A 26663-nucleotide genomic window follows, 5' to 3' on the forward strand; every position below is an offset into this window, starting at 1 on the left:
GCTTAAACCCCCAGGGACTTTTTGTAGCGGCCTTCGACCATGCGGTTCCAGCTCAGCATGATCAGCAAATTGACCAGCAGCAGCACCACCGCAATGGTCGCGCCCATGGGCCAGTTGAGTTCCGAGAGGTACTGGTCGTACACCACGGTGGCGACCATTTTCAGGCGGCGTCCGCCGAGCAGGCCGGGGATCGCAAACGAACTGGCGGCCAAGCCGAACACGATCAAGGTGCCGGACAGCACGCCCGGCATCACTTGCGGCAATACGATCTTGCGCATCACCGTGGCCTGGCTTGCGCCCAGCGACAACGCCGCCTGTTCCGCCGACGGGTCGAGCTTTTGCAGCGAGGTCCATACCGGGATGATCATGAACGGCAGCATCACGTGCACCAAGGCGATCACCACGGCGAACGGCGTGTACAGCAGCTTCACCGGGCGCCCGCCGAGGAATTGGATGACTTGGTTGACCAGCCCATCGGCGCCGAGCAACAAGCTCCAGCCGAAGGCGCGCACCACCACCGAAATCAGCAGCGGCGTGAGGATCAAAATCAAAAAGATTGAGCGCCACGGCGTGCCCATACGGCTGAGGATGTAGGCTTCGGGTACGCCGATCACCACGCACAGCAGGGTCACCAGGGCGCTGATCCAGAAGGTGCGCCAGAAGATCTCGTAGAAGTACGCATCGCTGAACAGCGACAGGTAGTGGGCAAAGGTCCACTCACCAGCCTTCACGCCCACCTGGTAGTCGAACACGTTGAACGACAGCACCAGGGTCATGAGCAGCGGCAGGATCAGCAGGCCGCTGAACAGCAGCAGCGCCGGCAGCGACAACAGATAACCGCGGCTCATGCGCGCACCTCATCGGCCGCCAGCACACGCAGCAATTCGGCGTGCCAGTCCAGGCCCACCGGCGCGCCGCAGCCGAGCGGCGCGCTGCCGTCATTGCTGCGTACCACGGTAATTTCGCCCAGAGACGTTTGGATGCGGTAGAGCCACTGGCTGCCGAAGAAATAACTGTCGAGAACCTTGCCCTGCAGGCGGCCTGCGCCGGCATCCACCAGCTGGATTTTTTCCGGGCGCAGGCTCAGTACCAGTTCGCCTTTGCCGCCGACAAGACGCACTTGCGCAGTGCCGAATTCGTCATAGTCACCGGCCAGCAGGTTGGCCTTGCCGACAAAGTCCGAGATAAACCGCGTACGTGGGTGTTCGTAGAGCTTGTAGGGCGCGTCGATCTGGGTCACGCGCCCGGCCTGCATCACCACCACGCGGTCGCTGATCGACAGCGCTTCGGCCTGATCGTGGGTGACCATCAAGGTGGTGATGCCCACGGCGCACTGGATGCGGCGGATTTCAAACTGCATTTCTTCGCGCAGGTTGGCATCGAGGTTGGACAGTGGCTCATCGAGCAGCAGCACGGGCGGCTCGATCACCAGCGCACGCGCCAGGGCCACACGTTGGCGCTGGCCGCCGGACAATTCACGCGGGTAGCGCTCGGCGTGCGGGGCCAGGCGCACCAGTTCCAACACGGTTTTGACTTTGCTGGCGATTTCGGCGGCCGGCACTTTGCGCATCTTCAGGCCGAAGGCCACGTTGTCACGCACGCTCATGTGCGGGAACAACGCATAGCTCTGGAATACCACGCCCAAGCCACGGCTGGCGGGTTTGGCGTGGGTGATGTCGCGGCCGTCGAGCAGGATCTGCCCGCCGCTCACGTCCACAAAACCGGCGATCATTTGCAGCGTGGTGGTTTTGCCGCAGCCCGAAGGGCCGAGCAGGGAAACGAACTCGCCTTTTTCCACCGCAAGGTCGGTGGCGACCACAGCGTCGACGGCGCCGTAGCGTTTGCTCAAGGCGTTGAGTTGGAGAAAAGCCATGTCTGCGTTCCACCTTTTTTGAGACGCGTCGAAACGCGCTTTTTTGTTTTGGGCAGATGCGAAAAGAGTGTTGCGGGTGCGTTGGCGCTCGATCTCACGTCGGCTGCTCGTTGTTGTTCATTTCGCCCCTGTGGACGCAGATTAGGACGAAGACTAGGATGGGCGGAAGATGGAATTTCACTGAACGGACTATTATTTTCAATTTTATTCATTCACCAGAATGTATACCGAGATTAAGTGTTATGAATTCCACTGAACGGAATGAAAACGGTAAGGAAGTCGGCGCTGGGAGCGTCTCTCGGCTGTTTGCGTTATTGCGCACGCTGGGCGAAGTGCCCGAAGGCGGTGAGCGCGTGACTCAGCTCGCGCAGCAAGTCGGGCTGTCGCAACCCACCACGCACCGGCTGCTACGCAGCCTGATGGAGGAGGGCATGGTTGAGCAGGATGCGCGCAGTAAGCGCTATCGCCTGAGCCTGGAGTTCTTCGCCCTGGCGGCCAACGCGGGTAAGACTGGTAATTTGCGCGATCTGGTGCGCCCGAGCATGTTGCGCCTGAGTGCTTCATTGGGCGATTCGCTGTTTTTGCTGGCGCGCAGCGGCTTTGATGCGATCTGCCTGGACCGCAGCGAAGGGCCGTATCCGATTCGCACCTTCACTGGCGATATCGGCGGGCGCGTGGCGCTCGGCGTGGGGCAGGGCAGCCTGGCGATTCTGGCGTTCTTGCCGGAGGAGGAGCGTGAGACGGTGATTCGCTACAACCTGCCACGCCTCAAGGATTTTCACCTGTATGACGAGGTGTTGTTGCGCTCCGAGGTCGAGAATGTGCGGCGTCTGGGTTATGCGGCGCGTAACACCGGCGTGCTCGAAGGCATGGCCGGGTTGGCGGTGCCGATTCTGAATCGCGACGGGCACGCGGTGGCGGCGCTGAGTGTGGCGACCATCAGTGACCGCTTGGGGCCGAGCCGGTTGCCGATGGTGGTGGAGTTGCTCAAGCGCGAAGCGGCGGCGATCGGGCCACGGATCAACCCGTTTGATCCGACGTTGCGTCGGCCGTCGCAGACCTTTGGTGGCTAGCTCATCTCAACGCAATGAAGATCCGCTTTTGTGTGGGAGCTGGCTTGCCTGCGATAGCGGTAAACCAGTCGCCGAAGATGCAAGCTGCCAAATCGCAATCGCAGGCAAGCCAGCTCCCACAGGTTCAGGTTGCAGCTAACGCGACAAGTGTGTGGCCGCGCCGACGGTTTTTACCGCATCGGCTTGCGGATTATTGAAATACAGTTAATATAATCCGGGTAAAATAAATATCACCCGGGTAATAATCAATGCCTATTCAAAATACAGCAGTCTGCACTGCCTTTGTCCGTCACCAACGCGTGGCAGCCGGCGCCTATTCCCAGGTGGCCGAAGCGCTGGCGGGCCTTGACCTGCCCACCGGCAGTTTCCTGGTCTTCGACGATGCCACCGGCACCCAGGTCGATTATCCGTGGCCTGCGGATTATGCGCCTGTCCAAGCGGCACCGGCCCAAGTCGATGAAGAGCAGCCTGCAGTGCCTTCGGTCGGCCGTCCCAAGCTGGGCGTGGTTGCGCGGGAAGTCACTCTGCTGCCGCGCCATTGGGAATGGCTGGGCCAACAACGTGGCGGCGCGTCGGCGGCGTTACGCCGGTTGGTGGATGAAGCGCGCACTGTTCACGCAGCCCATGATCAAATGCGCCAAGCCAAAGAAGCCAGCTATCGTTTCATGAGCGCCCTCGGCGGTGACCTGCCAGGGTTTGAAGACGCGTCACGGGCGCTGTTTGCCCATGATGGTGCTGACTTTTCCCATAAGATCGCGCATTGGCCGGTAGACGTGCAGACGTACCTGGCCTGGCTATCACGCAATGCCTTTACCGCATAACAATAATTCAAGGATTCAAACCAGCATGGACGTCACCCCAAAGCGGCCGTTGTGGCAGATCTACCTGATGTTTTTGGCACCCATGGTGCTGTCCAACTTCCTGCAAAGCTTTTCCGGCACCCTCAACGGCATCTATGTCGGGCAGATGCTCGGCACCCAGGCGCTGGCGGCGGTGTCGGGGATGTTCCCCATCGTATTTTTCTTTATTGCGTTGGTGATCGGCCTGGGGGCGGGCGCTTCAGTGTTGATAGGGCAAGCCTGGGGCGCCCAGGAAACTGCGATGGTCAAGGTGATTACCGGCGCCACCCTGACACTTGGCGCGCTGGTGGGCTTGATCGCGGCAGTGCTGGGCAGCCTGTTCGCGCGCCCGGCGTTGCAGGCGTTGGGTACGCCAATCGATGTGCTCGACGACGCAGTGGGTTATGCCCAGATGATGATGTTGATCATGCCGCTGCTGCTGGTGTTTATCCTCTACACCCAGCTGTTACGGGGTGTGAGCGATACGGTTTCGCCGTTGCTGGCGTTGATGGTCTCGACCCTGGTCGGCCTGCTGCTGACCCCGGCGCTGATCCGTGGCTGGATCGGCTTGCCACCCCTGGGGATTCAGAGTGCGGTGTATGCAGGCTTGGTGGGCAACGCGGCGGCCATGCTGTTTCTGATTTTGCGCCTGCGGCATAAAAACCATGTGATGGCGCCGGACCGTGAACTGCTCGCGGCCTTGCGCCTTGACCGGGCCATCCTCGGCAAGGTCCTGCGCATCGGCTTGCCAACCGGCTTGCAGATGGTGGTGTTGTCGCTGTCGGAGCTGGTGATTCTGGCGCTGGTCAACGGTCACGGCTCACAAGCTACGGCGGCCTATGGCGCGGTGACGCAGATCGTCAACTATGTGCAGTTCCCGGCGCTGTCGATTGCGATCACGGCCTCGATCCTCGGTGCCCAGGCGATTGGTGCCGGGCGCCTGGAGCGTATCGGGCCGATCCTGCGCACCGGGCTTGTGATCAATCTGTGTCTCACCGGTGGCTTGATCCTGTTGGGTTACTTGTTGTCCCACTGGTTGCTGGGTTTGTTCATCACGGACGACGCGGCGCGGCTCAATGCCGAGCACCTGCTGCATATCATGCTGTGGAGCATCCTGGTATTCGGGTTCCAGGCGGTGATCGGCGGGATCATGCGCGCCAGCGGCGTGGTGTTGATGCCGGTGGCGATTTCGATCTTCTGTGTGCTGTGTGTCGAGTTGCCAATGGCGTATCTGTTCAACGCGCACTTCGGCCTGGAAGGCGTGTGGATGGCGTTTCCGGTGACCTACCTGGCGATGCTGGTGTTGCAGACCGCCTATTACCGCTTGGTGTGGCGCCACAAGCAGATCAAACGGCTGGTGTGACAGGTTGCTTCAGGCCTTGCAGTAACAGCTCCAGGCCCTGCAAACCTTCTTGCAGACGCACGTGTGGGTGTTCGTCACGGGCGATCCACAGGGCCGTGTTGACCAGGCTGCCATTGATCAACTGGGCCAGCGCGACGCTGGAGGCTTGCGCGATGACACCGGCCTGCATCATCGCCTCCAGCAACTGGCGCAGGGATTCCACGCACTGTTGCTGAGAACCCGTATCACCGAGTACGGCAGGCGCATCCTGCAACACGATGCGTTGGATCTCGCCATCCTGGGCCATGCGCAAATAGGCGCGGCAGCGCTCACAAAAGCCGCTCCAGGGCTCCTGCGCCTGGTCGCTGATGCCTTGCAGGCGCGCGTCCATCTCCGCGTCGATCTCGGCGACCACCGCCGCCAATAAACCTTTCTTGTCGCCGAAGTGATGGTACAACGCACCGCGTGTGAGGCCGGCGCGCGCGGTAAAATCATCCATCGAAGTGTTGGCGTAGCCTTGGGTAGCGAAGGCTTGGCGAGCGCTGGCGATCAGCCGGGCACGGGTGGCGTCGATCATTTCGGTACGGACTCGGCTCATGGGTAAGGCTCGCGTTATCTCAGTGAGTGATTGACATACGCTGCGTATGTTACGCATGATTTGTCACATACGCACCGTATGTATTTTGCCTTGCTACCTGCAAATCGCAAGTTTCAAAGGTTAAGGAAGAGGTTAAGCAGGATGGCAAATCCCTACGCCGAGTTATTCCAGGCCCCAGGCAGCCGGGCGTTTGTACTGGCGGGCATGCTTGCGCGCATGCCGATTTCGATGACCGGCATCGGCCTGATCACCATGCTCTCGCAAGTGCATGGCGGCTATGGCCTGGCAGGCTCGGTGGCGGCAGTGTTTGCCCTGGCGACGGCATTCTGCGCGCCGCAGGTGTCCCGCCTGGTGGACCGCTATGGCCAAGGTCGGGTGCTGCCGGTTGCGGCGCTGATCGGCGGCGGAGCGTTGTTGCTGCTGTTGCTGTGCACACGCTTGCAGGCGCCAGCCTGGACGCTGTTTGTGTTCGCCGCACTGGCTGGTTGCATGCCGAACATGTCGGCCATGGTACGGGCGCGCTGGACCGAGCTGTACCGCGGCCAGCCCAGGCTGCAAACCGCGTTTGCTCTGGAGTCGGTGCTTGATGAGGTGTGTTTTATTATTGGCCCGCCAATTTCGGTGGGGCTGTGCGTGGTGCTGTTCCCGGAAGCGGGGCCGTTGGTGGCGGCGTTGCTGTTGGCGGTTGGCGTCACCACGTTTGTGCTGCAGCGCGCGACAGAACCGCCGGTGCACGCGCAACAAGACCACCACGGGCGCTGGTTGATCGCTTCACCGTCGGTATTGATCCTGATGATCCTGCTGCTCGCCATGGGCGTGATCGTGGGTGTGGTGGACGTGGTCAGCGTAGCCTTTGCCCAACACCAGGGCCAACCGGCGGCGGCCAGTATCGTGCTGTCGGTGTATGCCATCGGCTCGTGCCTGGCGGGTTTGGCCTTTGGCATGCTCAAGCTCAAGGCGCCGCTGCCTCGGCAATTTCTGTTTTGCGGCGTGGCCACGGCGTTGACCACATTACCTTTACTACTGGTGACCAATATCCCTGGTCTGGCGGCGGCGATCTTTATCTCCGGGCTGTTCTTTGCCCCAACGCTGATCGTATCCATGGCCTTGGTGGAGCAGGTGGTGCCGCCCAGCCGCCTGACCGAAGGTATGACCTGGCTGATCACCGGCCTGAGCATCGGCGTGGCCATTGGTGCAGCCAGCTCCGGTTGGATGATCGACCACTTTGGCGCTGCCAGCGGGTTCTGGGTGGCATTGGCGGCCGGGGCGGTGGTGTTGGGCTCGGCGGTGTTTGGGTATCGGCGCTTGGGCGGTCAGCCGAGCGTCGGTAAAGGTTCTGCGCAGTGATGTTGCAAAAACTCATTCAACGCCTGCCGCGTTAGGTCATTGAGCGTTACTTTCTTGCGCGTCGCTGCCAGGGCCGCCGCCAAATGCAGGTCGTGGCCGACGCGTACGTTGAATGAACCCTTGCAAGGTTTCTCCGGGGTTTGCCCCAGCGCCTGGCAGGTTACGAGGTAGTCATCCACGGCCTCACGGAACGCCGCGTCCAGCTCGGCGACGGTTTTGCCTTCGTAGCTCACCAGTGCCTTGATGAACAGCACCTTGCCGAACAGGCAGTTGTCTTCGAGGCTGGCTTCGATAGAGCCGATGTAGCCTTGGTGTTTCAGTTGGTTGTCCACTGAATCAGTTCTCCTGATTTCAATTGTTCGATGATCTGGCGCCGAATGTAGTGTTTCAGTTCGTTGCCAGGGTGAGGCCTGTGCAAGGTGATCATTGCACTGGGGTTGCCGATATCGAATTTTACGCGGCTTCCAGCCCCTTCAATCTGTCTGTAGCCGAGCTGGTGCAGCAGCGTTACCAGCTCAGGCCAGGTAAAAGCCATGTGCTCATTGAGCAGTTTGGCGAGCAGCTTTTCATTTTTGGACACGGCGTTCCCTGCGTGTAACTAAATGTAGTTGCAAAAAGTGGTGTTCGTCAATGCTAGCCTGAGTTTGCGAGCCTTGGCTGAGATTGATGTAACCCTTGATGACACCGCGCTTCACGCCGCTTACGCCCCGCTAATTTTTCCTTGTCCGGTTCGTTTTATAGGGACGACGTGCCTTTGTGCTTCCTGCCTATTGTTCCGGACTCCAAGAAATGAATGCTGAAGACTCCTTGAAACTTGCTCGCCGGTTTATCGGGTTGCCCCTGGAAAAGCGCCAGGTTTTCCTGCAAGCCCTGCAGAAAGAAGGCGTGGATTTTTCCCGGTTTCCGATTCCGGCGGGCGTGGACGTGGAGGATCGCCAGGCGCTGTCCTACGCGCAGCAGCGCATGTGGTTTCTGTGGCAACTGGACCCGGCCAGTGGCGCATACAACCTGCCCGGCGCCGTGCGGCTCAAGGGCGCCCTCAGCCTGCGCGCACTGGAACAGGCATTCGCAAGCCTGGTGACACGTCATGAAACCCTGCGCACGGTCTTCCAGCGCCAGGCCGACGATCGTTTGCTGCAAGTTGCCATCGAGCCGTCGGTTGCCGTCGAGCCTCTGGACTTCAGTGCGCTGGGCTTTGACGAACGCGAGCAGGCCGTCAACCAGGCGGCGACCCGTCAATCACTGCTGCCGTTCGATCTGGAAAACGGCCCACTGCTGCGCGTGCAATTGCTCAAGCTCGATGCGCAAGAGCATGTGCTGCTGCTGACCCTGCACCACATCGTCTCCGATGGCTGGTCGATGAATGTGCTGATCGACGAGTTCATTCGCTGCTACGACGCCCACGAACGCCACGAGACGCCGCAATTGCCGGCGCTGCCGATCCAGTACAGCGACTACGCCCTGTGGCAGCGCCGTTGGCTGGAAGCGGGGGAGCAGGCACGCCAGCTTGAATACTGGCAGGCACGTCTGGGTGATGAGCATCCGGTGCTGGAACTGCCCACCGATCGCCCGCGTCCGGCCATGCCCAGCTACCAGGGCACCCGGCATAATTTCGCCATCGATTCAGGCCTCGCCGCGCAGCTGCGTAGTTGCGCGCAAAAGCACAACGTCACCCTGTTCATGTTGCTGCTGGGCGCTTTCAACGTGTTGTTGCATCGCTACACGGGGCAGGGCGATATCCGCGTCGGTGTGCCGATCGCCAATCGTAATCGCAGTGAGGTCGAAGGGCTGATCGGTTTTTTCGTCAACACTCAGGTTCTGCGTACCGAGTTAACCGGGCAAACCCGTGTCGCCGAACTGTTGCAGGGCATCAAGGAGCACGCCCTCGGCGCCCAGGCCCATCAGGAGCTGCCGTTCGAGCGTCTGGTGGAAGCCCTCAAGGTCGAGCGCAGCCTGAGCCATACGCCGCTGTTTCAGGTGATGTACAACCACCAGCCGGTGGTAGCGGACATTGCCACGGTGAGCACCGCCTCCGGCCTGGAACTGGCGCTGGTGGAGTGGCAAGGCCGTACCACCCAGTTCGACCTGACCCTGGATACCTATGAAAAGTCCGGCACCTTGCAGGCTGCGTTGACCTACGCCAACGACCTGTTTGACGCGCCCTCCATAACGCGCATGGCCCAGCACTGGATCAGCCTGCTGCAGGCCATGGTTTCCGGCGACGAACACCGCATCGGTGAGTTGCCGATGCTGGCCGCCGATGAGCAGCAGGTGCTGGTCCAGGCATGGAACCAGACGGCCCAGGCGTACCCGACCGCGCAAGGAGTGCATCGGCTCATTGAAGAGCAGGTACAGCGCACCCCGGATGCTCCGGCGCTGGTGTTTGGTGCGACCACGTTGAGCTATGCCCAGCTCGACGCCCGCGCCAACCAGTTGGCCCATGCCTTGCGCGAGCAGGGCGTTGGCCCTGACGTGCTGGTGGGTATCTGTGTGGAGCGTTCGGTCGAGATGGTGGTGGGCCTGTTGGCGATCCTCAAGGCCGGCGGTGCCTATGTGCCGTTGGACCCCGAATACCCCCAGGAACGCCTCGCCTACATGATCGAAGACAGCGGCATCACGCTGTTGCTCAGCCAGCAAAGCCTGCAGGCTTCGCTGCCGATTAATGGCGTGCAAGTGATCGTTCTGGACCAGGCGCCGGGTTGGCTTGCCGGCTATAGCAGTGAATCACCGGCCGTGGCCATCCAGGCGCTCAACTTGGCCTACGTGATTTACACCTCCGGTTCCACCGGCAAACCCAAGGGCGCCGGCAACAGCCATCGCGCGCTGGTCAACCGCTTGTGCTGGATGCAGCAGGCTTACGGCCTGGACGCCAGCGATGCGGTCTTGCAGAAAACCCCGTTCAGCTTTGATGTGTCGGTGTGGGAATTTTTCTGGCCATTGATGACCGGCGCTCGGCTGGTGGTCGCCGCTCCTGGCGAACATCGCGAGCCGGCGCGACTGATCCAGACCATCGGCCGTCACGCCATTACCACCTTGCACTTCGTGCCGTCGATGCTCCAGGCGTTTATCCATGAGGCGGGCGTGCAGGCTTGTACGAGCCTCAAACGCATCGTGTGCAGCGGCGAAGCCTTGCCGTTGGACGCGCAGTTGCAGGTGTTCGCCAAACTGCCAGCGACGGGTTTGTTCAACCTCTACGGCCCCACCGAAGCCGCCATCGACGTCACCCACTGGACATGCGTCGACGAAGGCGCCGACAGCGTGCCCATCGGTCGTCCGATTGCCAACCTGGCCACCTATGTCCTCGACGCCCAGCTCAACCCGGTGCCCGCCGGTGTCTCTGGCGAGTTGTACCTGGGCGGCGTCGGCCTGGCGCGCAGCTATCACCGCCGCCCGGGCTTGACCGCCGAACGCTTTGTGCCGAGCCCTTTTGTTGACGGAGAGCGCCTCTATCGCACCGGCGACCGCGTGCGCCAGCGTGCCGATGGCGTGATCGAGTACCTCGGCCGCCTCGACCATCAGGTCAAGCTGCGCGGCTTGCGTATCGAGCTGGGCGAAATCGAAACCCGGCTGATGCAACACCCGCAGGTGCGCGAAGCGGTGGTGCTGGTGCAGGGCGGCAAACAGCTGGTTGCCTACCTGGTTAACGAGGGTGAAGCGCCGAGCGACCTCAAGGCCTGGTTGCTCAGCAGCCTGCCGGAATACATGGTGCCCACGCACTTCGTCACCCTGGCCAAACTGCCGGTCACTGCCAACGGCAAGCTCGACCGCAAGGCGCTGCCGTTGCCGGATGCTGCGCCGCAGCAAGCCTTTATCGCGCCTGAAAACGCCCTGCAAAAAGCCCTGGCGGCAATCTGGAGTGATGTGCTCGACGCCGCGCAAGTCGGTCTGGACGACAACTTCTTCGAGCTGGGTGGCGACTCGATTATCTCCATCCAAGTGGTCAGCCGCGCCCGTCAGGCGGGGATTCGCCTCAGCCCGCGTGACCTGTTCCAGTACCAGAGCGTGCGCAGCCTGGCGCTGGTGGCGAGCTTTGAACAGGCGGCGGTTATCGATCAGGGGCCAGTCAGCGGCGAGGTGATCCTCACGCCCGTGCAACACAGCTTTTTCGAGCAGGTGATCCCGGCGCGCCAGCATTGGAACCAGTCGCTGCTGTTGGCCCCGCGTGAAGCCCTGGAGCCCGCGCGCATTGACGCGGCCTTGACCCGTTTGATTAACCACCATGACGCCCTGCGCCTGCGTTTTGTGCGCCAGGCAGACGGTTGGCAGCAGGCCCACGCCGAGCCGGTTGCAAGTGCTTCAGTGTGGCAGGCCCAAGTCGCTGACGAGGCTGAGCTGGCCGCACTTTGCGACAAGGCACACGGCAGCCTCAACCTTGAACAGGGTCCGCTGCTGCGCGCGGTACTGGTCTCGATGGCAGACGGCGCCCAGCGCCTGCTGCTGGTGGTGCATCACCTGGTGGTCGATGGCGTGTCGTGGCGCATCCTGCTCGAAGACCTGCAGCAGGCTTACCGCAACGCTGCGCTGCCGGCCAAGACCAGTGCCTACCAAGACTGGGCGCAGCAGTTGCAGGCCCATGCGCTGACGCTGGATAACCAACTGCCGTATTGGCAGGCCCAGACCGCGAGCGCCGATCTGCCCTGCGACAACCCCCAGGGCGGCCTGCAGAATCGCCTGGGCAGCAAGCTCGAAATCCGCTTGAGCGCCGAACACACCCGTCAACTGCTGCAAGACGCCCCGGCGGCCTACCGCACCCAGGTCAATGACTTGCTGCTAACCGCGCTGGCGCGCGTGGTCAGCCGCTGGAGCGGGCAGCCTGCCGCGCTGATCCAGCTGGAAGGCCATGGCCGTGAAGACCTGTTCGATACGCTCGACCTGAGCCGTACCGTCGGCTGGTTTACCAGCCTGTTCCCGGTGCGCCTGCAAGCCGATGGCGAGCTGTCGGCGGCGATCAAGTCGGTGAAGGAGCAACTGCGCGCCGTGCCGCACAAAGGCATTGGCTACGGCCAGCTGCGCTACCTCGGCCCGCCTGACGCCCGTGAAGCCCTCTCGAACCTGGCCGCGCCACGCATCACGTTCAACTACCTGGGGCAGTTCGACCGCCAGTTCAACGAGTCGGCGCTGTTCGTTCCCGCCACCCAGGGCAGTGGGCAGGCTCAAGACCCGGAGGCGCCGCTGGCTAACTGGCTGACGGTGGAGGGGCAGGTGTACGGCGGTGAATTGGCCCTGCAGTGGGGGTTCAGCCGTGAAATGTTCGAGGTCGCGACTGTCCAGCAGCTGGCGGATGATTACCAGCAGGAACTGCTGGCACTGATCGCGCATTGCGTCGACCCTAAACAGGGCGGCCTGACACCGGCCGACGTGACCCTGGCGCAATTGACCCAGCCCCAGCTCGACGAGTTGGCACTGCCGGCAAGGGACGTGCAGGACCTGTACCCGCTGTCGCCGATGCAACAGGGCATGCTGTTTCACAGCCTCTACCAACAGGGCGAGGATGATATTTACGTCAGCCAGCTGCGCGCCGATGTGCACGGGCTGGACGTGGCAGTCTTCCAGCGCGCCTGGGCGCAAGTGCTGGCACGGCATGACATGTTGCGCACCGGGTTTGTCTGGCAGGACGACCAGGGCCAGGCCCTGCAAGTGGTGTATCGACAGGTCAGCTTGCCGTTCACCGATCTCGACTGGCGTGGCCGTCAGGACCTTCCCGCCGCCCTGGGTAGCCTGGCCGCCGAGCACCACCGCGAGGGCTTCGAGCTGGCGCGTCCGCCGTTGCTGCGAGTGGCGTTGGTACGTACGGCTGAAGACTGCTGGCACTTGATCTACACCAGCCATCACATCCTGATGGATGGCTGGAGTAACGCACTGGTGCTCAATGAAGTGCTGCAGGCCTGCAAGGGCCAGGCATTGGCGCCGGTGGGCGCGGGGTTTTCCCAGCACATCGCCTGGTTGCAGCAGCAGGATCCGGCGTTGGGCGAGGCCTTTTGGCGCCAGCGCCTGGCGCAGTTGGACGAGCCGACGCACCTGGCGCGCAGTGTGGCCAAGAGCCCAGCGCAGAGTGCGGGTGAATACGGTGAAGTCCTGTGTGAGTGGGATGCTATCCAGACTCAGCGCCTGACGGCCTTCGCCCGTGCACACCAAGTGACCCTCAACACCCTGGTGCAATCGGCGTGGCTGTTGCTGCTGCAACGCTACACCGGCCAGTCCAGCGTCGCCTGTGGGGTGACGGTGTCCGGGCGCCCGGCGCAGTTGGCGGATGTCGAGCAGCAAGTCGGCCTGTTCATCAACACCTTGCCGCTGATTGCCGCCGCCAGCCCGGCGCAAAGCGTCAGCGATTGGGTGCGATGCGTACAGGCACTGAACCTGGAAATGCGCGAGCATGAACACACGCCGCTGTTTGATATCCAGCGCTGGGCCGGTTCGGCCGGTGAGGCATTATTCGACACGCTGGTGGTGTTCGAAAACTTCCCGGTGGCCAAGACGCTGGAACAGTCGGGCGAGGGCGGTTTGCGTTTCAGTGGCGTCAGTCATCAGGAGCGCACCAACTACCCGTTGACACTGACCGTGCACGGCGGCGAGCGCCTGAGCCTGCACCTGGAATACCTGCGTGCGCAGTTTGCCACCGACACCGTGCAGCACATTGGCAACTACTTGCAGGGCTTGCTGCAGCAATTTATCCAGGCGCCGGAGCAAGCCGTGGGCGCCATCCCCTTGCTGTTGGACCCTGAATACACCCGCGTGCTGCAAGACTGGAACCCGCGCAGTGTTGCTCAAACGGCCAAGGCAAGCGTATTGCAGCGCTTCGAACAACAAGCCGCGCTGCACCCGCAAAACATCGCACTGATCCTGGACCAGCAGCGTATGACCTACGCCGACCTCAACCTGCGCGCCAATCGCCTGGCCCATCGTCTGATCACGTTGGACGTCAGCGCCGACACCCTGGTGGGCGTGGCGGTGGACCGTTCCCTGGAAATGATCGTTGGCTTGCTGGCGGTGCTCAAGTCCGGTGGCGCTTATGTGCCGCTGGACCCGAAATACCCGGCCGAACGCCTGCAATGCATGATCGAGGACAGCGGTCTGCAATTACTGCTGACTCAGCAGCCGTTGGTGGCGCATCTGCCGATCAGCGCGAACCTGACGCTTGTGTGCCTGGAGTCCGGCGCAGACTGGTTGGCCGATTACAGTGCTGAAAACCCCGTGTCGAGGGCGCAGCCGGCCAACCTGGCCTACGTGATGTTCACTTCCGGCTCGACCGGCAGGCCAAAAGGCGTGGGCATCGACCTGGCGTCCCTGGCCCGGCATGTGGAGGTGTTCACCGAACTGTTTGCGCTGCAGGCCCATGACCGCGTGCTGCAATTTGGCACCTTCAACTTCGACGGTTTTGTCGAGCAGCTCTACCCGGCGCTGTGCTGCGGTGCGGCGGTGGTGGTACGCGGTGGCGAACTGTGGGACAGCGACACCTTCTACCAGCAACTGATTGAACACGATATTTCCGTGGTCGACCTGACCACGGCCTATTGGCTGTCTCTGGTGCGCGACTTTGCAGACCTAGGCCCACGTGATTATGGGCGCCTGCGCCAACTGCACATTGGCGGCGAAGCCATGCCGCCTGAAGGGCTGAATGCCTGGCGCGCAGCAGGCTTGCAGCATGTGCGGCTGCTCAATACCTACGGGCCTACCGAAGCCACCGTGACCGCCACTGCCCTGGACTGCGCCGCGTATGTCGAGGGCCGTGAAGCCTTGCCGTCGATGATGCCGATTGGCCGCGTGCTGGATGGCCGTGCCATTTACCTGCTGGATGCCAACCTCAACCCGGTGCCGGTAGGTGTCGCCGGCGAGTTGGTGATCGGCGGGCCGCTGCTGGCGCGGGGTTATTTCAAGCGTGCGGACCTGACGGCCCACCGCTTCATTCCCGATCCTTTCTGTGCTGACGGCGTCGGCCGTTTGTACCGCACCGGTGACCTGGCGCGCTATCGCGCCGATGGGATGATCGAGTACGTGGGGCGAATCGACCATCAGGTCAAGGTGCGAGGTTTCCGTATCGAGTTGGGTGAAATCGAAGCGCGCCTGCTGGTCCAGGCCAGTGTGCGCGAGGCGCTGGTGATCGCGGCGGACAACCAGTTGGTCGGCTATATCGTGGCCAGCCAGTCATTGTCCGACACCGAGCAGGCCCAGTTGCGCACGCAGCTCAAGGCCGCGTTGCGCCAAGAGCTGCCGGACTACATGGTGCCGGCGCATCTGCTGGTGCTGGAGCGCCTGCCGCTGAGCCCCAACGGCAAGCTCGACCGTGCCGCGCTGCCCAAGCCGGATACCAGCCAAGCTCTGGTCGATTGGGTTGCACCGGTCACCGAGACCCAGCAACGTGTCGCGGCCATCTGGGCCCAGGTGCTGGGCGCCGTACGGGTAGGGCTCAACGATCACTTCTTCGAGATGGGCGGGCATTCGTTGCTCGCCACGCAAGTGGTGTCCCGCTTGCGCCATGGCCTGGGGCTCGAAGTTGCACTGCGCACGCTGTTTGAGCAGCCCGTGCTGGGCGACTTTGTTAACACTCTGGCTGGGGTCAACACTCTGGCCGCGGTCAGCGCTTCGGCGCCGGCGATGGTGGCGGCGGATCGCGATCAGCCATTGTTGCTGTCCTATGCCCAGGATCGGCAGTGGTTCCTCTGGCAACTGGACCCGCACAGTTCGGCCTATCACGTGCCGAGTGCGCTGCGCTTGAAAGGTCCGCTGGACCGCTGCGCCCTGCAACGTGCCTTCGATACCCTGGTGGCGCGTCACGACAGCCTGCGCACGCATTTTCAGCAAGAAACCGACCGCACGGTGCAAGTGGTCAGCCCACAGGCGCGGATCGAACTCGCATTCGCGCTCACCGACCAAGCGCAGCTCAAATCCAGGGTGCAAGCGCTGGTGGCGCAACCGTTCGATCTGCGCCAGGGGCCGCTGATGCGTGTGAGCCTCTTGCGCCTGGCTGAAGACGAGCATGTGCTGGTCCTGGTGCAACATCACATCATCTCCGACGGCTGGTCGATGCAAGTGATGGTCGACGAACTGGTGCAGTTGTATACGGCCTACAGCCAAGACCAGGCCCTGCAATTGCCGGCGATGCCGATCCAATACGCCGACTACGCAAAATGGCAGCGCGATTGGATGGAAGCCGGTGAAAAGGCGCGCCAGCTCGACTACTGGCGTGAACTGCTCGGCGGCGAGCAACCGGTGCTGGAGTTGCCTTTTGATCACCAGCGCCCTGCGGTACCGTCCCATCGCGGCGCGCGTTTGTATATGGCGCTGCCGACCCCGTTGCTCGATGGCCTCAAGTCGTTGGCCCAGCGCGAAGGTGTGACGCTGTTCATGCTGTTGCTGGCCTCCTACCACGCGCTGTTGCATCGCTACAGCGGCCAGCAGGACATCCGTGTCGGCGTGCCAATCGCCAACCGCAACCGCGTAGAAACCGAACGGCTGATCGGCTTCTTCGTCAACACCCAGGTGCTCAAGGCCGAGATCGACGCGCAAACCACCGTTGCCCAGTTGCTGCAGCAGGTCAAACAGCGCGCCCTGGAAGCCCAGGCCCATCAGGACCTGCCGTTCGAGCAACTGGTCGAGGCCCTGCAACCTGAGCGCAGCCTGAGTTTGAGCCCGTTGTTCCAGGTGGCGTTCAACCACCACATCAGCCAGGCCAGCGAGCATTTACAGCGCCTGGCGCAGTTGGACATGAGCCCGGTGAGCTGGGATGAAACGGCTGCGCATTTCGACCTTACCCTGGACATCGAGGAGTCCCGTGACCAGTTGAGTGCGTCCCTGAGCTATGCGACCGACCTGTTCGTAGCGTCGACCATTGAACGCATGGCACGCCACTGGCAGAACCTGTTGCAGGCGATGATTGCCGACCAGCAGCAGCCCATCAGCCAGTTGAACCTGCTCAGCCAGGATGAGCAACAGCACATCCTGCAGCTGTGGAACCAGGCCGACGCCGGTTTCCCGGCCGAGCGCCTGGTACACGAACTGTTCGCCGATCGCGCCCGGGAAACCCCGGATGCGGTGGCGGTCAAGTTCGATGCACAAACCCTGACTTATGACGAGCTGGACCGCCAGGCCAACCGCCTGGCCCATGCGCTGATCGCTCGTGGCGTCGGCCCGGAAGTGCGGGTGGCGATTGCCATGCCGCGCAGTGCGGAAATCATGGTGGCGTTCCTCGCAGTGATGAAAGCCGGTGGCGTGTATGTGCCGCTGGACATCGAATACCCGCGTGATCGTTTGCTGTACATGATGCAAGACAGCCGCGCCAAGTTGCTGCTGAGCCACACCAGCGCCTTGCCGCAATTGCCGCTCGCCGAGGGTCTGGACACACTGGCCATTGACCGCACCGAAGACTGGACCGGCTACAGCGATACCGCGCCGCAGGTAAATCTGGATGGCGATAACCTCGCCTACGTGATCTACACCTCCGGCTCCACCGGCATGCCCAAGGGCGTGGCCGTTTCCCACGGGCCACTGGTGGCGCACATCATCGCCACCGGGGAACGCTACGAAACCAGCCCGGCCGATTGCGAATTGCATTTCATGTCATTTGCCTTTGACGGCTCCCACGAAGGCTGGATGCACCCGCTGATCAACGGCGCCAGCGTACTGATCCGCGACGACAGCCTGTGGCTGCCGGAATACACCTACGCGCAAATGCACCGTCACCACGTGACCATGGCCGTGTTCCCGCCGGTGTACCTGCAACAGTTGGCCGAGCATGCCGAGCGCGATGGCAACCCGCCCAATGTGCGCGTGTACTGCTTCGGCGGCGATGCGGTGGCGCAGGCCAGTTACGACCTGGCGTGGCGCGCACTGAAACCGACCTACTTGTTCAACGGCTACGGCCCGACCGAAACCGTGGTCACGCCGCTGCTGTGGAAAGCCCGTCGCGGCGATCCGTGCGGCGCGGTCTATGCGCCGATCGGCACACTGTTGGGCAACCGCAGCGGCTACGTGCTGGACTCACAACTCAACCTGCAACCCATCGGCGTGGCTGGTGAGCTGTACCTCGGCGGCGAAGGCGTGGCCCGTGGTTATCTGGAGCGCCCGGCACTCACCGCCGAGCGTTTTGTGCCGGACCCGTTCGGCAAGCCTGGCAGCCGCGTTTACCGCAGCGGCGACCTGACCCGTGGCCGTGCGGACGGCGTGGTGGATTACCTCGGGCGTGTCGACCATCAGGTGAAAATTCGTGGTTTCCGTATTGAGTTGGGCGAGATCGAAGCACGCCTGCGCGAGCAGGACAGCGTCGGCGAAACCGTCGTCGTGGCCCAGGAAGGCCAGGCCGGTAAGCAATTGGTCGCCTATGTAGTGCCTGCCACCGTGCAGCTCGACCACACCGCGTTCCGCGACAGCCTGCGCCGTGCCCTGAAAACCCGGCTACCGGATTACATGGTGCCCACGCACTTCATGTTCCTGGACCAAATGCCATTGACCCCCAACGGCAAACTCGACCGCAAGGGCCTGCCCGAGCCGGATGCTAGCCTGATGCAGCAGCACTACGTCGCCCCGCAAACCGAGCTTGAGCAGCAGATTGCCGCGATCTGGGCCGAGATTCTGCACCTGCCCCGCGTGGGCCTGGACGACAACTTCTTCGAAGTGGGCGGCCACTCCCTGCTGGCGATCCAGATCACCTCGCGGGTGCAGGCCGAACTGGGGCTGGAAGTGCCGCTGGTGGAAGTGTTCCAGACTGAAACGTTGCGCGCCTATGCCCAGGCCGCTGCCACCTTCCGCGCCGGCAGCGCGGAAGACTTTGATGATCTTCGTGACTTTTTGAGCGAACTAGAGGCGATTTGAACCATGCTTTCCAACCCTAATATCGATCTGGTTTCGCGCTTTCTTCGCCTGCCTCTGGAACAGCGTCAACAGTTCTACCAACGCCTGCAAAGCCGTGGCATGAGTTTCGCGCAACTGCCGATCGCCTCGATTCGCGAGGACGGCCAACACGCGCAGCTGTCTTATGCCCAGGAGCGCCAGTGGTTTCTCTGGCAACTGGACCCGGACAGCGCGGCCTATCACGTCCCCGGCGCCTTGCGCCTGAGCGGGCGCCTGGACAAGGCCGCGCTGCAGCGCAGCTTCGACACGCTGGTGACACGCCATGAAAGCCTGCGCACCCGTTTGCACCTGGAGGGCGAGCAGCGTGCCCAGCAAGTATTGGCCCAGGCTGTGATCGAGATCGCTGAACACTCAGCCGACGAGGCCGGGCTAAAAGCAAGCGTCGAAGCTGAAATCGCCCGACCTTTCGATTTGCAGCAAGGTCCGTTATTGCGGGTCAGCTTGTTCGGCCTAAGCGAAGAAGAGCATGTGCTGGTGCTGGTTCAGCACCATATCGTCTCTGACGGTTGGTCGATGGGCGTGATGGTGCAAGAGTTGATGCAGCTTTATGCCGCCTACAGCCAGGGCCAGGAGTGCACGTTGGTACCGCTGCCGATCCAGTATGCCGATTACGCGTTGTGGCAACGCCGCTGGATGGAGGCGGGGGAGAAGGCCCGTCAACTGGATTACTGGCGTGAGCTGCTCAGTGGCACGCAGCCGGTGCTGGAGCTGCCGCTCGATCACCCGCGCCCAGCACAGCAGAGTTTCCTTGGCGCACGCCAGGACATTGCCCTGGAACCCTCCCTGGTCGCCGGTCTCAAGGCCCTGGCCCAGCGCGAAGGGGTGACGCTATTCATGCTGCTGTTGGCGTCGTTTCAGGTATTTCTGTATCGCTACAGCGGGCAGTCGGACATTCGCGTCGGCGTGCCGATCGCCAACCGCAACCGCGTCGAGACCGAATCGCTGATCGGCTTTTTCGTCAACACGCAGGTGCTCAAGGCCGATCTCGACGGCCAGATGACCTTCGCCCAGCTGCTGCAACACACCAAGCGCCGCGCGTTGGAAGCCCAGGCCCATCAGGATTTGCCCTTCGAGCAACTGGTCGAAGCGCTGCAACCCGAACGCAGCCTTAGCCATAACCCGCTGTTTCAGGTGATGTTCAATCACCAGGCCAAGACCCCATCCGCAGAGCAGCAACTGCCGGGCCTGCGTGTGGCCAGCCTCGAACTGGAAACCCAAAGCGCCCAGTTTGACCTGAGCCTGGATACCCAGGAAACCGGCGACGGCCTCTGGGCCTCCCTGACCTATGCCACCGATTTGTTCAACACGGCGACCGCCTCGCGCATGCTGGGCCATTGGCTGAACCTGTTGCGCGCCGCCGTGGCCAACCCTGCAATGGCCTTGCAGGACCTGGCGACGCTGGACGCCACGGAGCGCCAACAACTCCTCTACCAGTGGAATGCCACCGAGCGCGCCTACCCGCAAGGCCAGTGGGTGCATCAGTTGATTGAAGCGCAGGTGCTGGCGCAACAGGATGCACCGGCATTGCGTTTTGGTGACGTTTCGCTGAGTTACGCCGAACTGAACCGCCGCGCCAATCGCCTGGCCCATCGTTTGATCGAGGCCGGCGTTGGCCCGGATGCGCTGGTGGGGCTGGCGGTGGAGCGCTCCATCGAGATGGTGGTGGGGCTATTGGCGGTGCTCAAGGCCGGTGGCGCGTATGTGCCGCTGGACCCGGAATACCCGCGTGAGCGCCTGGCCTACATGCTTGAAGACAGCGGCGTGAAGCTGCTGCTGACTCAGGCGCATTTGCTCGAACAGTTGCCGATCCCACAAGGATTGGAAACCCTGGTGCTGGGTGAGTCCGGCTTCGACAGCTACAGCGACGCAAACCCGGATTTCGCGCTGGACGGCGAAAACCTCGCCTACGTGATCTACACCTCCGGCTCCACCGGCCAACCCAAAGGCGCCGGCAACCGCCATTCAGCGCTGCTCAATCGCCTGCAATGGATGCAGGAGGCCTATGGCCTGGGCGCCAGCGACAGCGTGCTGCAAAAGACCCCGTTCAGCTTCGACGTGTCGGTGTGGGAGTTCTTCTGGCCACTGATAACCGGCGCGCGCCTGGTCGTTGCAGCACCGGGCGATCACCGTGATCCGGCCCGGTTGGTCAGCCTGATCACTGCCGAACAGATCACCACGCTGCACTTTGTACCCTCGATGTTGCAGGCGTTCCTGCAAGACCCGGCGGTTTCGACCTGCCACAGCGTGCAGCGCATCGTGTGCAGCGGCGAGGCGCTGCCGGTGGATGCGCAACAGCAAGTCATGGCCAAACTGCCGCAAGCCGGGCTCTATAACCTCTACGGTCCAACCGAAGCCGCCATCGACGTGACCCACTGGACCTGTGTCGATGAAGGGCGTGACGCCGTGCCGATTGGTCGCCCGATTGCCAATCTGGGCTGCTACATCCTCGACAGCCATTTCGAACCGGTACCGATTGGCGTGCTGGGCGAGCTTTACCTGGGCGGTCTCGGCCTGGCCCGTGGTTATCACCGACGTCCGGCATTGACCGCCGAGCGTTTTATCGCCCATCCCTTTGTCAGCGGTGAGCGTCTGTACCGCAGCGGCGACCTGGCGCGGTATCGCGCAGACGGCGTGATTGAATATGCCGGGCGTGCCGATCATCAGGTCAAGTTGCGTGGCCTGCGTATCGAATTGGGCGAAATCGAAGCGCGTTTACTGGAACACGATTACGTCCGCGAAGCGGCCGTGTTGGCACCGGACAGTCAATACCTGGTGGGCTACCTGGTGCTGCAAAACGCAGCGGATGATTGGCGCGATGTGCTCGGCGCTCATCTTGCCGAAACACTGCCGGATTACATGGTGCCCGCACAATGGATGCTGCTGGAGCAGATGCCGCTGAGCCCCAACGGCAAGCTTGACCGCAAGGCGCTGCCAAAGCCCGAAGCCACGCAGCAATATGAAGCCCCGCAAAGCGCGCTGGAGCAGCAGATCGCCGCCATCTGGGCCGACGTGCTGGGCATCGAGCAGGTGGGGTTGAATGACAATTTCTTTGAGCGCGGCGGTGACTCGATCATCTCGATTCAGGTGGTCAGTCGCGCACGTGCCGCCGGTATTCATTTCACCGCCAAGGCGTTGTTCCAGCATCAAACCGTGCGCAGCCTCGCGCGGGTGGCGCAGTTGCAAACCGCGCGGGTGATCGACCAAGGTTCGGTGCAGGGTGAGACGCCGTTGCTGCCGTTCCAGCAGTTGTTCTTCGAGATGCAGCTGCCGGACCCGCATCACTGGAACCAGTCCTTCTTGCTGACGCCACGCCAAGCGCTTCAGGGCGATCGTCTGGAAGCCGCGTTGCAGGGCCTGATTGCTCACCACGATGTGCTGCGTTTGCGCTTCAGCCAGCACCTTGAGGGTTGGCAAGCCGAGCATGCTGCGGCTGGCACACAGGTACTGTGGCAAGCCAAGGTGGCAGATGCCAGCGAGTTGACCGCGCTCTGCGAAAAAGCCCAGCGCAGCCTCGACCTGCAACAGGGGCCATTGCTGCGTGCGGTACTGGTCGAGCTGGCAGACGGTTCCCAGCGCCTGTTGCTGGTAATGCACCACTTGGTGGTGGACGGCGTGTCCTGGCGGGTGTTCCTTGAAGACCTGCAAGCGCTGTATCGCGAACAAAAATTGCCGGCCAAGACCTCTTCATTCAAAGCCTGGGCCGAGCGCTTGCAAGCCCACGCCCGTAGCGCTGCGATGGCGTCCGAGCAAGCCTTTTGGCTGCAACAGCTGCAGGGTGCGGCCACCGACTTGCCGTGCCGCGACCCGCAAGGCGCGCGTCCCGGGCGACTGGCTGAGACTGTGGTCAGCCAACTGGATGCCGAACGCACCCGGCAATTGCTGCAACAGGCGCCGACGGCCTACCGCACTCAGATCAACGACCTGCTGCTCACGGCCCTGGCGCGGGTGATCTGCCAGTGGACGGGCCACGCCTCAAGCCTGATCCAGCTGGAGGGCCATGGCCGTGAAGACCTGTTTGACGACATTGACCTGACGCGCACCCTGGGCTGGTTCACCAGCCTGTTTCCGGTGCGCCTGACCCCCGACGTGTCCCTGGCGGTTTCGATCAAACAGATCAAGGAGCAATTGCGCAGCGTGCCGCATAAAGGCTTGGGTTTTGGCGCTTTGCGTTACCTGGGCGATGACGCCACACGTGAGGCGTTCAGTGCTTTGCCAGCGCCGCGCATCACCTTCAACTACCTGGGCCAGGTTGACGGCAGTTTCGACCAACCGGACACCCTGTTCGCGCCCGCCGCAGAAAGTGCCGGTGCCGAACAAAGCCCGGATGCGCCGCTGGGTAACTGGCTGACGCTCAACGGCCAAGTCTATGGCGGCGAACTGCAACTGGGCTGGACGTTCAGCCCGCTGATGTTCGACCCCGCGGTGATCGAAACGCTGAGCGCGGCCTACACCCGCGAACTCAACGCGCTGATAGAACATTGCTGCACGCCCGGCAATGGCGGTGTGACCGCCTCGGATTTCCCGTTATCGCGCTTGAACCAATCGCAGCTGGAGTCGTTGCCGCTGGCGTTCGATGCCGTAGAAGACATCTACACCTTGTCGCCCATGCAGCAAGGCATGCTCTTTCACACCCTCTATGAGCAGACGGCGGGCGACTACATCAACCAGATTCGCGTGACGGCGCAAGGCCTGGATGTGGCGCGCTTCCAGCACGCCTGGGATGCCACGGTGCAGGCCCATGATGTGCTGCGCAGCGGGTTCTTCTGGGAAGGCCAGCTGGAATGGCCATGCCAGGTGGTATACCGCGAAGCGCGGCTGCCGATTCAGGTTCTGGACTGGCGCGCCATGCCGGAGCGCGAACTGGAACTGCACAACCTGCAACAGGCCCAGCGCCGCAAGGGTTTTGACCTGGCCAAGGCGCCACTGGTGCGGCTGGTACTGGTGCGCACCGATGAGCAGTGCTACGAGTTGATCTACACCAGCCATCACATCCTGATGGACGGCTGGAGCAATTCGCGGCTGTTCGGCGAAGTGCTGCAACGCTATGCCGCTGTGGCAGTGCCGGAAGCGGCCGGGCGCTATCGCGATTACATCGGTTGGCTGCAACAGCGTGATGCCGCTGCGACCGAAGCCTTCTGGCGTGAGCAATTGAGTGCATTGCAAACCCCGACACGGCTGGGCAGCAGTCAACCGATGGCGGTGCAAGGGCATGGCGAGTATCAACTGGCGCTTGATCGCACACTCACGACTCAACTTGAGTCGTTCGCCCGAAGCCACAAAGTCACGCTCAATACTTTGATCCAGGCGGCGTGGCTGATTCTGTTGCAGCGTCACAGCGGCCAGGCGGTAGTGGCCTTCGGTGCTACCGTGGCCGGTCGCCCGGCGGAGCTTGCGGGCGTTGAGCAGCAGATCGGTCTGTTCATCAATACCTTGCCGGTGATCTGCGCGGTCGAGGGGCAGGTGTCAGTGGCCGACTGGTTGCAAGCCGTGCAGGCGCAAAACCTGGCCTTGCGTGAGCATGAACACACTGGCCTGTATGACATTCAGCGCTGGGCCGGGCAGGGCGGTGAAGCCTTGTTCGACAATATCCTGGTGTTCGAAAACTACCCGGTGTCCAAAGCCCTGGCGCAAAGCGGCGGCAGCGGCATTCGGTTTGGCGAGCCCCATGCCCATGAACAAACCAACTTCCCGCTGACGGTGCTGGTGGATCTGGGCGAAACGCTGTCGGTGCAGTTCAGCTTTGCCCGCGCGCATTTCCACGAAAATACGGTGCAAGGTTACGGCCGGCATCTGGTCAACCTGCTGCAAGCGATGCTTGAGGGCGGGCAGCAACGCCTGGGTGAGCTGGCGATGCTCGACGCCACTGAGCGCCAACAGGTGATTGAGGACTGGAACGCCACATCCTGCGATTACCCGTTGCAGCAAACGGTGCAGCAACTGATTGAGGCGCAGGTTGCGCTCACGCCAGAGGCACCGGCACTGGTGTTTGCCGAGCAACGCTTGAATTACGCTGAGCTGAACCGTCGCGCCAATCGCCTGGCCCATCGTCTGATCGAGGCGGGCGTGGGGCCGGACACGCTGGTGGGGCTGGCGGTGGAGCGCTCCATCGAGATGGTGATCGGCCTGCTGGCGGTGCTCAAGGCTGGTGGCGCATACGTGCCGCTGGACCCGGAGTATCCGCGTGAGCGCCTGGCCTACATGCTTGAAGACAGTGGCGTGAAGCTGCTGCTCACTCAGGCGCATCTACTCGGTCAGTTGCCGATTCCACACGGCCTGGAAACGCTGGTACTTGGCGAGACTGGATTCGAAGACTTTAGCGCAGAGAATCCGGGTATTGCTCTGGACGGCGAAAACCTCGCCTACGTGATCTACACCTCCGGTTCCACCGGCCAGCCCAAAGGCGCCGGCAATCGTCATGCGGCCCTGACCAACCGCCTGCAATGGATGCAGGAAGCCTACGGCCTGGATGTCAGCGACAGCGTGCTGCAAAAGACCCCGTTCAGCTTTGATGTGTCGGTGTGGGAGTTCTTCTGGCCACTGATGACCGGCGCACGCCTGGTCGTTGCTGCGCCCGGCGATCACCGTGATCCGGCCAGGCTGGTCAGCCTGATCAATGCCGAACAGGTCACCACGCTGCACTTTGTACCCTCGATGTTGCAGGCATTCCTGCAAGACCCGACCGTCGCGACCTGCCACACCTTGCACCGCATTGTGTGCAGCGGCGAGGCGTTGCCGGTGGATGCGCAACAGCAGGTCTTCGCCAAACTACCGCAAGCCGGGTTGTATAACCTTTACGGTCCGACCGAGGCCGCCATCGACGTGACCCACTGGACCTGCATCAATGAAGGTCGCGATGCGGTGCCGATTGGTCGCCCGATTGCCAACCTGGGCTGCTACATCCTCGACGGCAACTTTGAGCCGGCGCCGGTGGGCGTGTTGGGCGAGCTGTACCTGGGCGGTGTCGGCCTGGCCCGGGGTTACCATCGCCGCCCGGCATTGACCGCCGAGCGCTTCATTGCCAACCCCTTTATCGACGGTGAGCGCCTGTATCGCACCGGCGACCTGGCGCGCTATCGCGACGACGGCGTGATCGAGTATGCCGGGCGTATCGACCATCAAGTCAAGTTGCGTGGCTTGCGTATCGAGTTGGGTGAAATCGAAGCGCGCCTGCTCGAACACGAGTGGGTGCGTGAAGCCGCGGTGCTGGCCGTCGACGGCAAATACCTGGTGGGCTACCTGGTGTTGCAAAACGCCGCCGACGACTGGCGCGACGTATTAAGCGCGCACTTGGCCCGACACCTGCCGGACTACATGGTGCCCGCGCTATGGATGCTGCTGGAACAGATGCCCCTGAGCCCCAACGGCAAGCTCGACCGCAAGGCGCTGCCGAAGGTGGACGCCAACCTGCAGGCGCGCGAATACGCGGCGCCGCGCAGCGACCTGGAACAACAGATCGCCGCGATCTGGGCCGAAGTGCTCGACGTGCAACGGGTGGGCCTGAACGACAACTTCTTCGAATTGGGCGGGCATTCCCTGTTGGCCACCCAAGTGGTGGTGCGCCTGCGCGAGCAGTTGCACGCCAAATTCGACGTCAAATCGATCTTCACCACCCCGACCCTGGCGGATTTCAGTGCCTATGTCGCCACCCGGCAAACAAATAATTCACCGGTGCAGGACGCATTGGCTAAATCCTTGGAGGCCCTCAAACGTCTATCAGCAGAAGATTTGGATAAATTGATTTCCTGAG

At 62.3% G+C, this 26663-nt stretch carries 11 protein-coding genes; 6 read left to right on the plus strand and 5 right to left on the minus strand.

Annotated elements, in window-relative coordinates; translation table 11 throughout:
- Positions 1-2: 2 nt before the first annotated feature.
- On the minus strand, positions 3-848 hold the full coding sequence (locus AB4P96_RS15020) for an ABC transporter permease (protein ID WP_099549279.1): 846 nt from the start codon (positions 846-848) through the stop codon (positions 3-5).
- Positions 845-1873, minus strand: a complete 1029-nt coding sequence (locus tag AB4P96_RS15025) for an ABC transporter ATP-binding protein (protein ID WP_017139600.1) — start codon at positions 1871-1873, stop codon at positions 845-847. The genes AB4P96_RS15020 and AB4P96_RS15025 overlap by 4 nt, the downstream gene beginning before the upstream one ends.
- Positions 1874-2115: 242 nt before the next feature.
- On the opposite strand from AB4P96_RS15025, the gene AB4P96_RS15030 reads away from it, so the two are divergent.
- From AB4P96_RS15030 to AB4P96_RS15040, 3 genes are all read left to right on the plus strand, one after another.
- Entirely contained in the window at positions 2116-2946 is an 831-nt protein-coding gene (locus AB4P96_RS15030) for an IclR family transcriptional regulator (protein WP_017139599.1), read from the plus strand.
- Between the two features lie 248 nt (positions 2947-3194).
- Entirely contained in the window at positions 3195-3767 is a 573-nt protein-coding gene (locus tag AB4P96_RS15035; protein ID WP_170039692.1) for a DUF2239 family protein, read from the plus strand.
- Positions 3768-3792: 25 nt separating this feature from the next.
- A complete protein-coding gene (locus AB4P96_RS15040) occupies positions 3793-5148 on the plus strand; it encodes an MATE family efflux transporter (protein ID WP_395600965.1) in 1356 nt (451 codons plus the stop codon).
- Here AB4P96_RS15040 and AB4P96_RS15045 read toward each other — a convergent pair.
- Positions 5132-5725 (minus strand): TetR/AcrR family transcriptional regulator, encoded by a 594-nt coding sequence (locus AB4P96_RS15045; protein WP_017139596.1) that lies wholly within the window; start codon positions 5723-5725, stop codon positions 5132-5134. The two genes, AB4P96_RS15040 and AB4P96_RS15045, sit on opposite strands and share 17 nt — an antisense overlap.
- A gap of 141 nt (positions 5726-5866) precedes the next feature.
- Between AB4P96_RS15045 and AB4P96_RS15050 the strand changes: the two genes are divergently transcribed.
- Positions 5867-7072, plus strand: coding sequence for an MFS transporter (locus tag AB4P96_RS15050; RefSeq protein ID WP_395599722.1), 1206 nt, complete (start codon positions 5867-5869; stop codon positions 7070-7072).
- Here AB4P96_RS15050 and AB4P96_RS15055 read toward each other — a convergent pair.
- Together AB4P96_RS15055 and AB4P96_RS15060 are read right to left on the minus strand one after the other, a co-directional pair.
- Entirely contained in the window at positions 7039-7404 is a 366-nt protein-coding gene (locus AB4P96_RS15055) for a type II toxin-antitoxin system HicB family antitoxin (RefSeq protein ID WP_017139594.1), read from the minus strand. The two genes, AB4P96_RS15050 and AB4P96_RS15055, sit on opposite strands and share 34 nt — an antisense overlap.
- Complete coding sequence (locus AB4P96_RS15060; protein WP_017139593.1) at positions 7389-7652, minus strand: type II toxin-antitoxin system HicA family toxin; 264 nt, start codon at positions 7650-7652, stop codon at positions 7389-7391. Before AB4P96_RS15060 ends, AB4P96_RS15055 begins: the two co-directional genes overlap by 16 nt.
- Before the next feature lie 209 nt (positions 7653-7861).
- Here AB4P96_RS15060 and AB4P96_RS15065 point away from each other — a divergent pair, with 209 nt between their 5' ends.
- Together AB4P96_RS15065 and AB4P96_RS15070 are read left to right on the plus strand one after the other, a co-directional pair.
- The gene (locus AB4P96_RS15065; protein WP_395599723.1) at positions 7862-18877 is read left to right on the plus strand and encodes an amino acid adenylation domain-containing protein; all 11016 of its coding nucleotides are present in this window, start codon (positions 7862-7864) and stop codon (positions 18875-18877) included.
- 3 nt (positions 18878-18880) lie between these two features.
- A complete protein-coding gene (locus tag AB4P96_RS15070) occupies positions 18881-26662 on the plus strand; it encodes an amino acid adenylation domain-containing protein (RefSeq protein WP_395599724.1) in 7782 nt (2593 codons plus the stop codon).
- Position 26663: the final 1 nt, after the last annotated feature.

The sequence above is a fragment of the Pseudomonas sp. B19125 genome (assembly GCF_044218855.1).
Lineage (GTDB): Bacteria > Pseudomonadota > Gammaproteobacteria > Pseudomonadales > Pseudomonadaceae > Aquipseudomonas > Aquipseudomonas edaphica.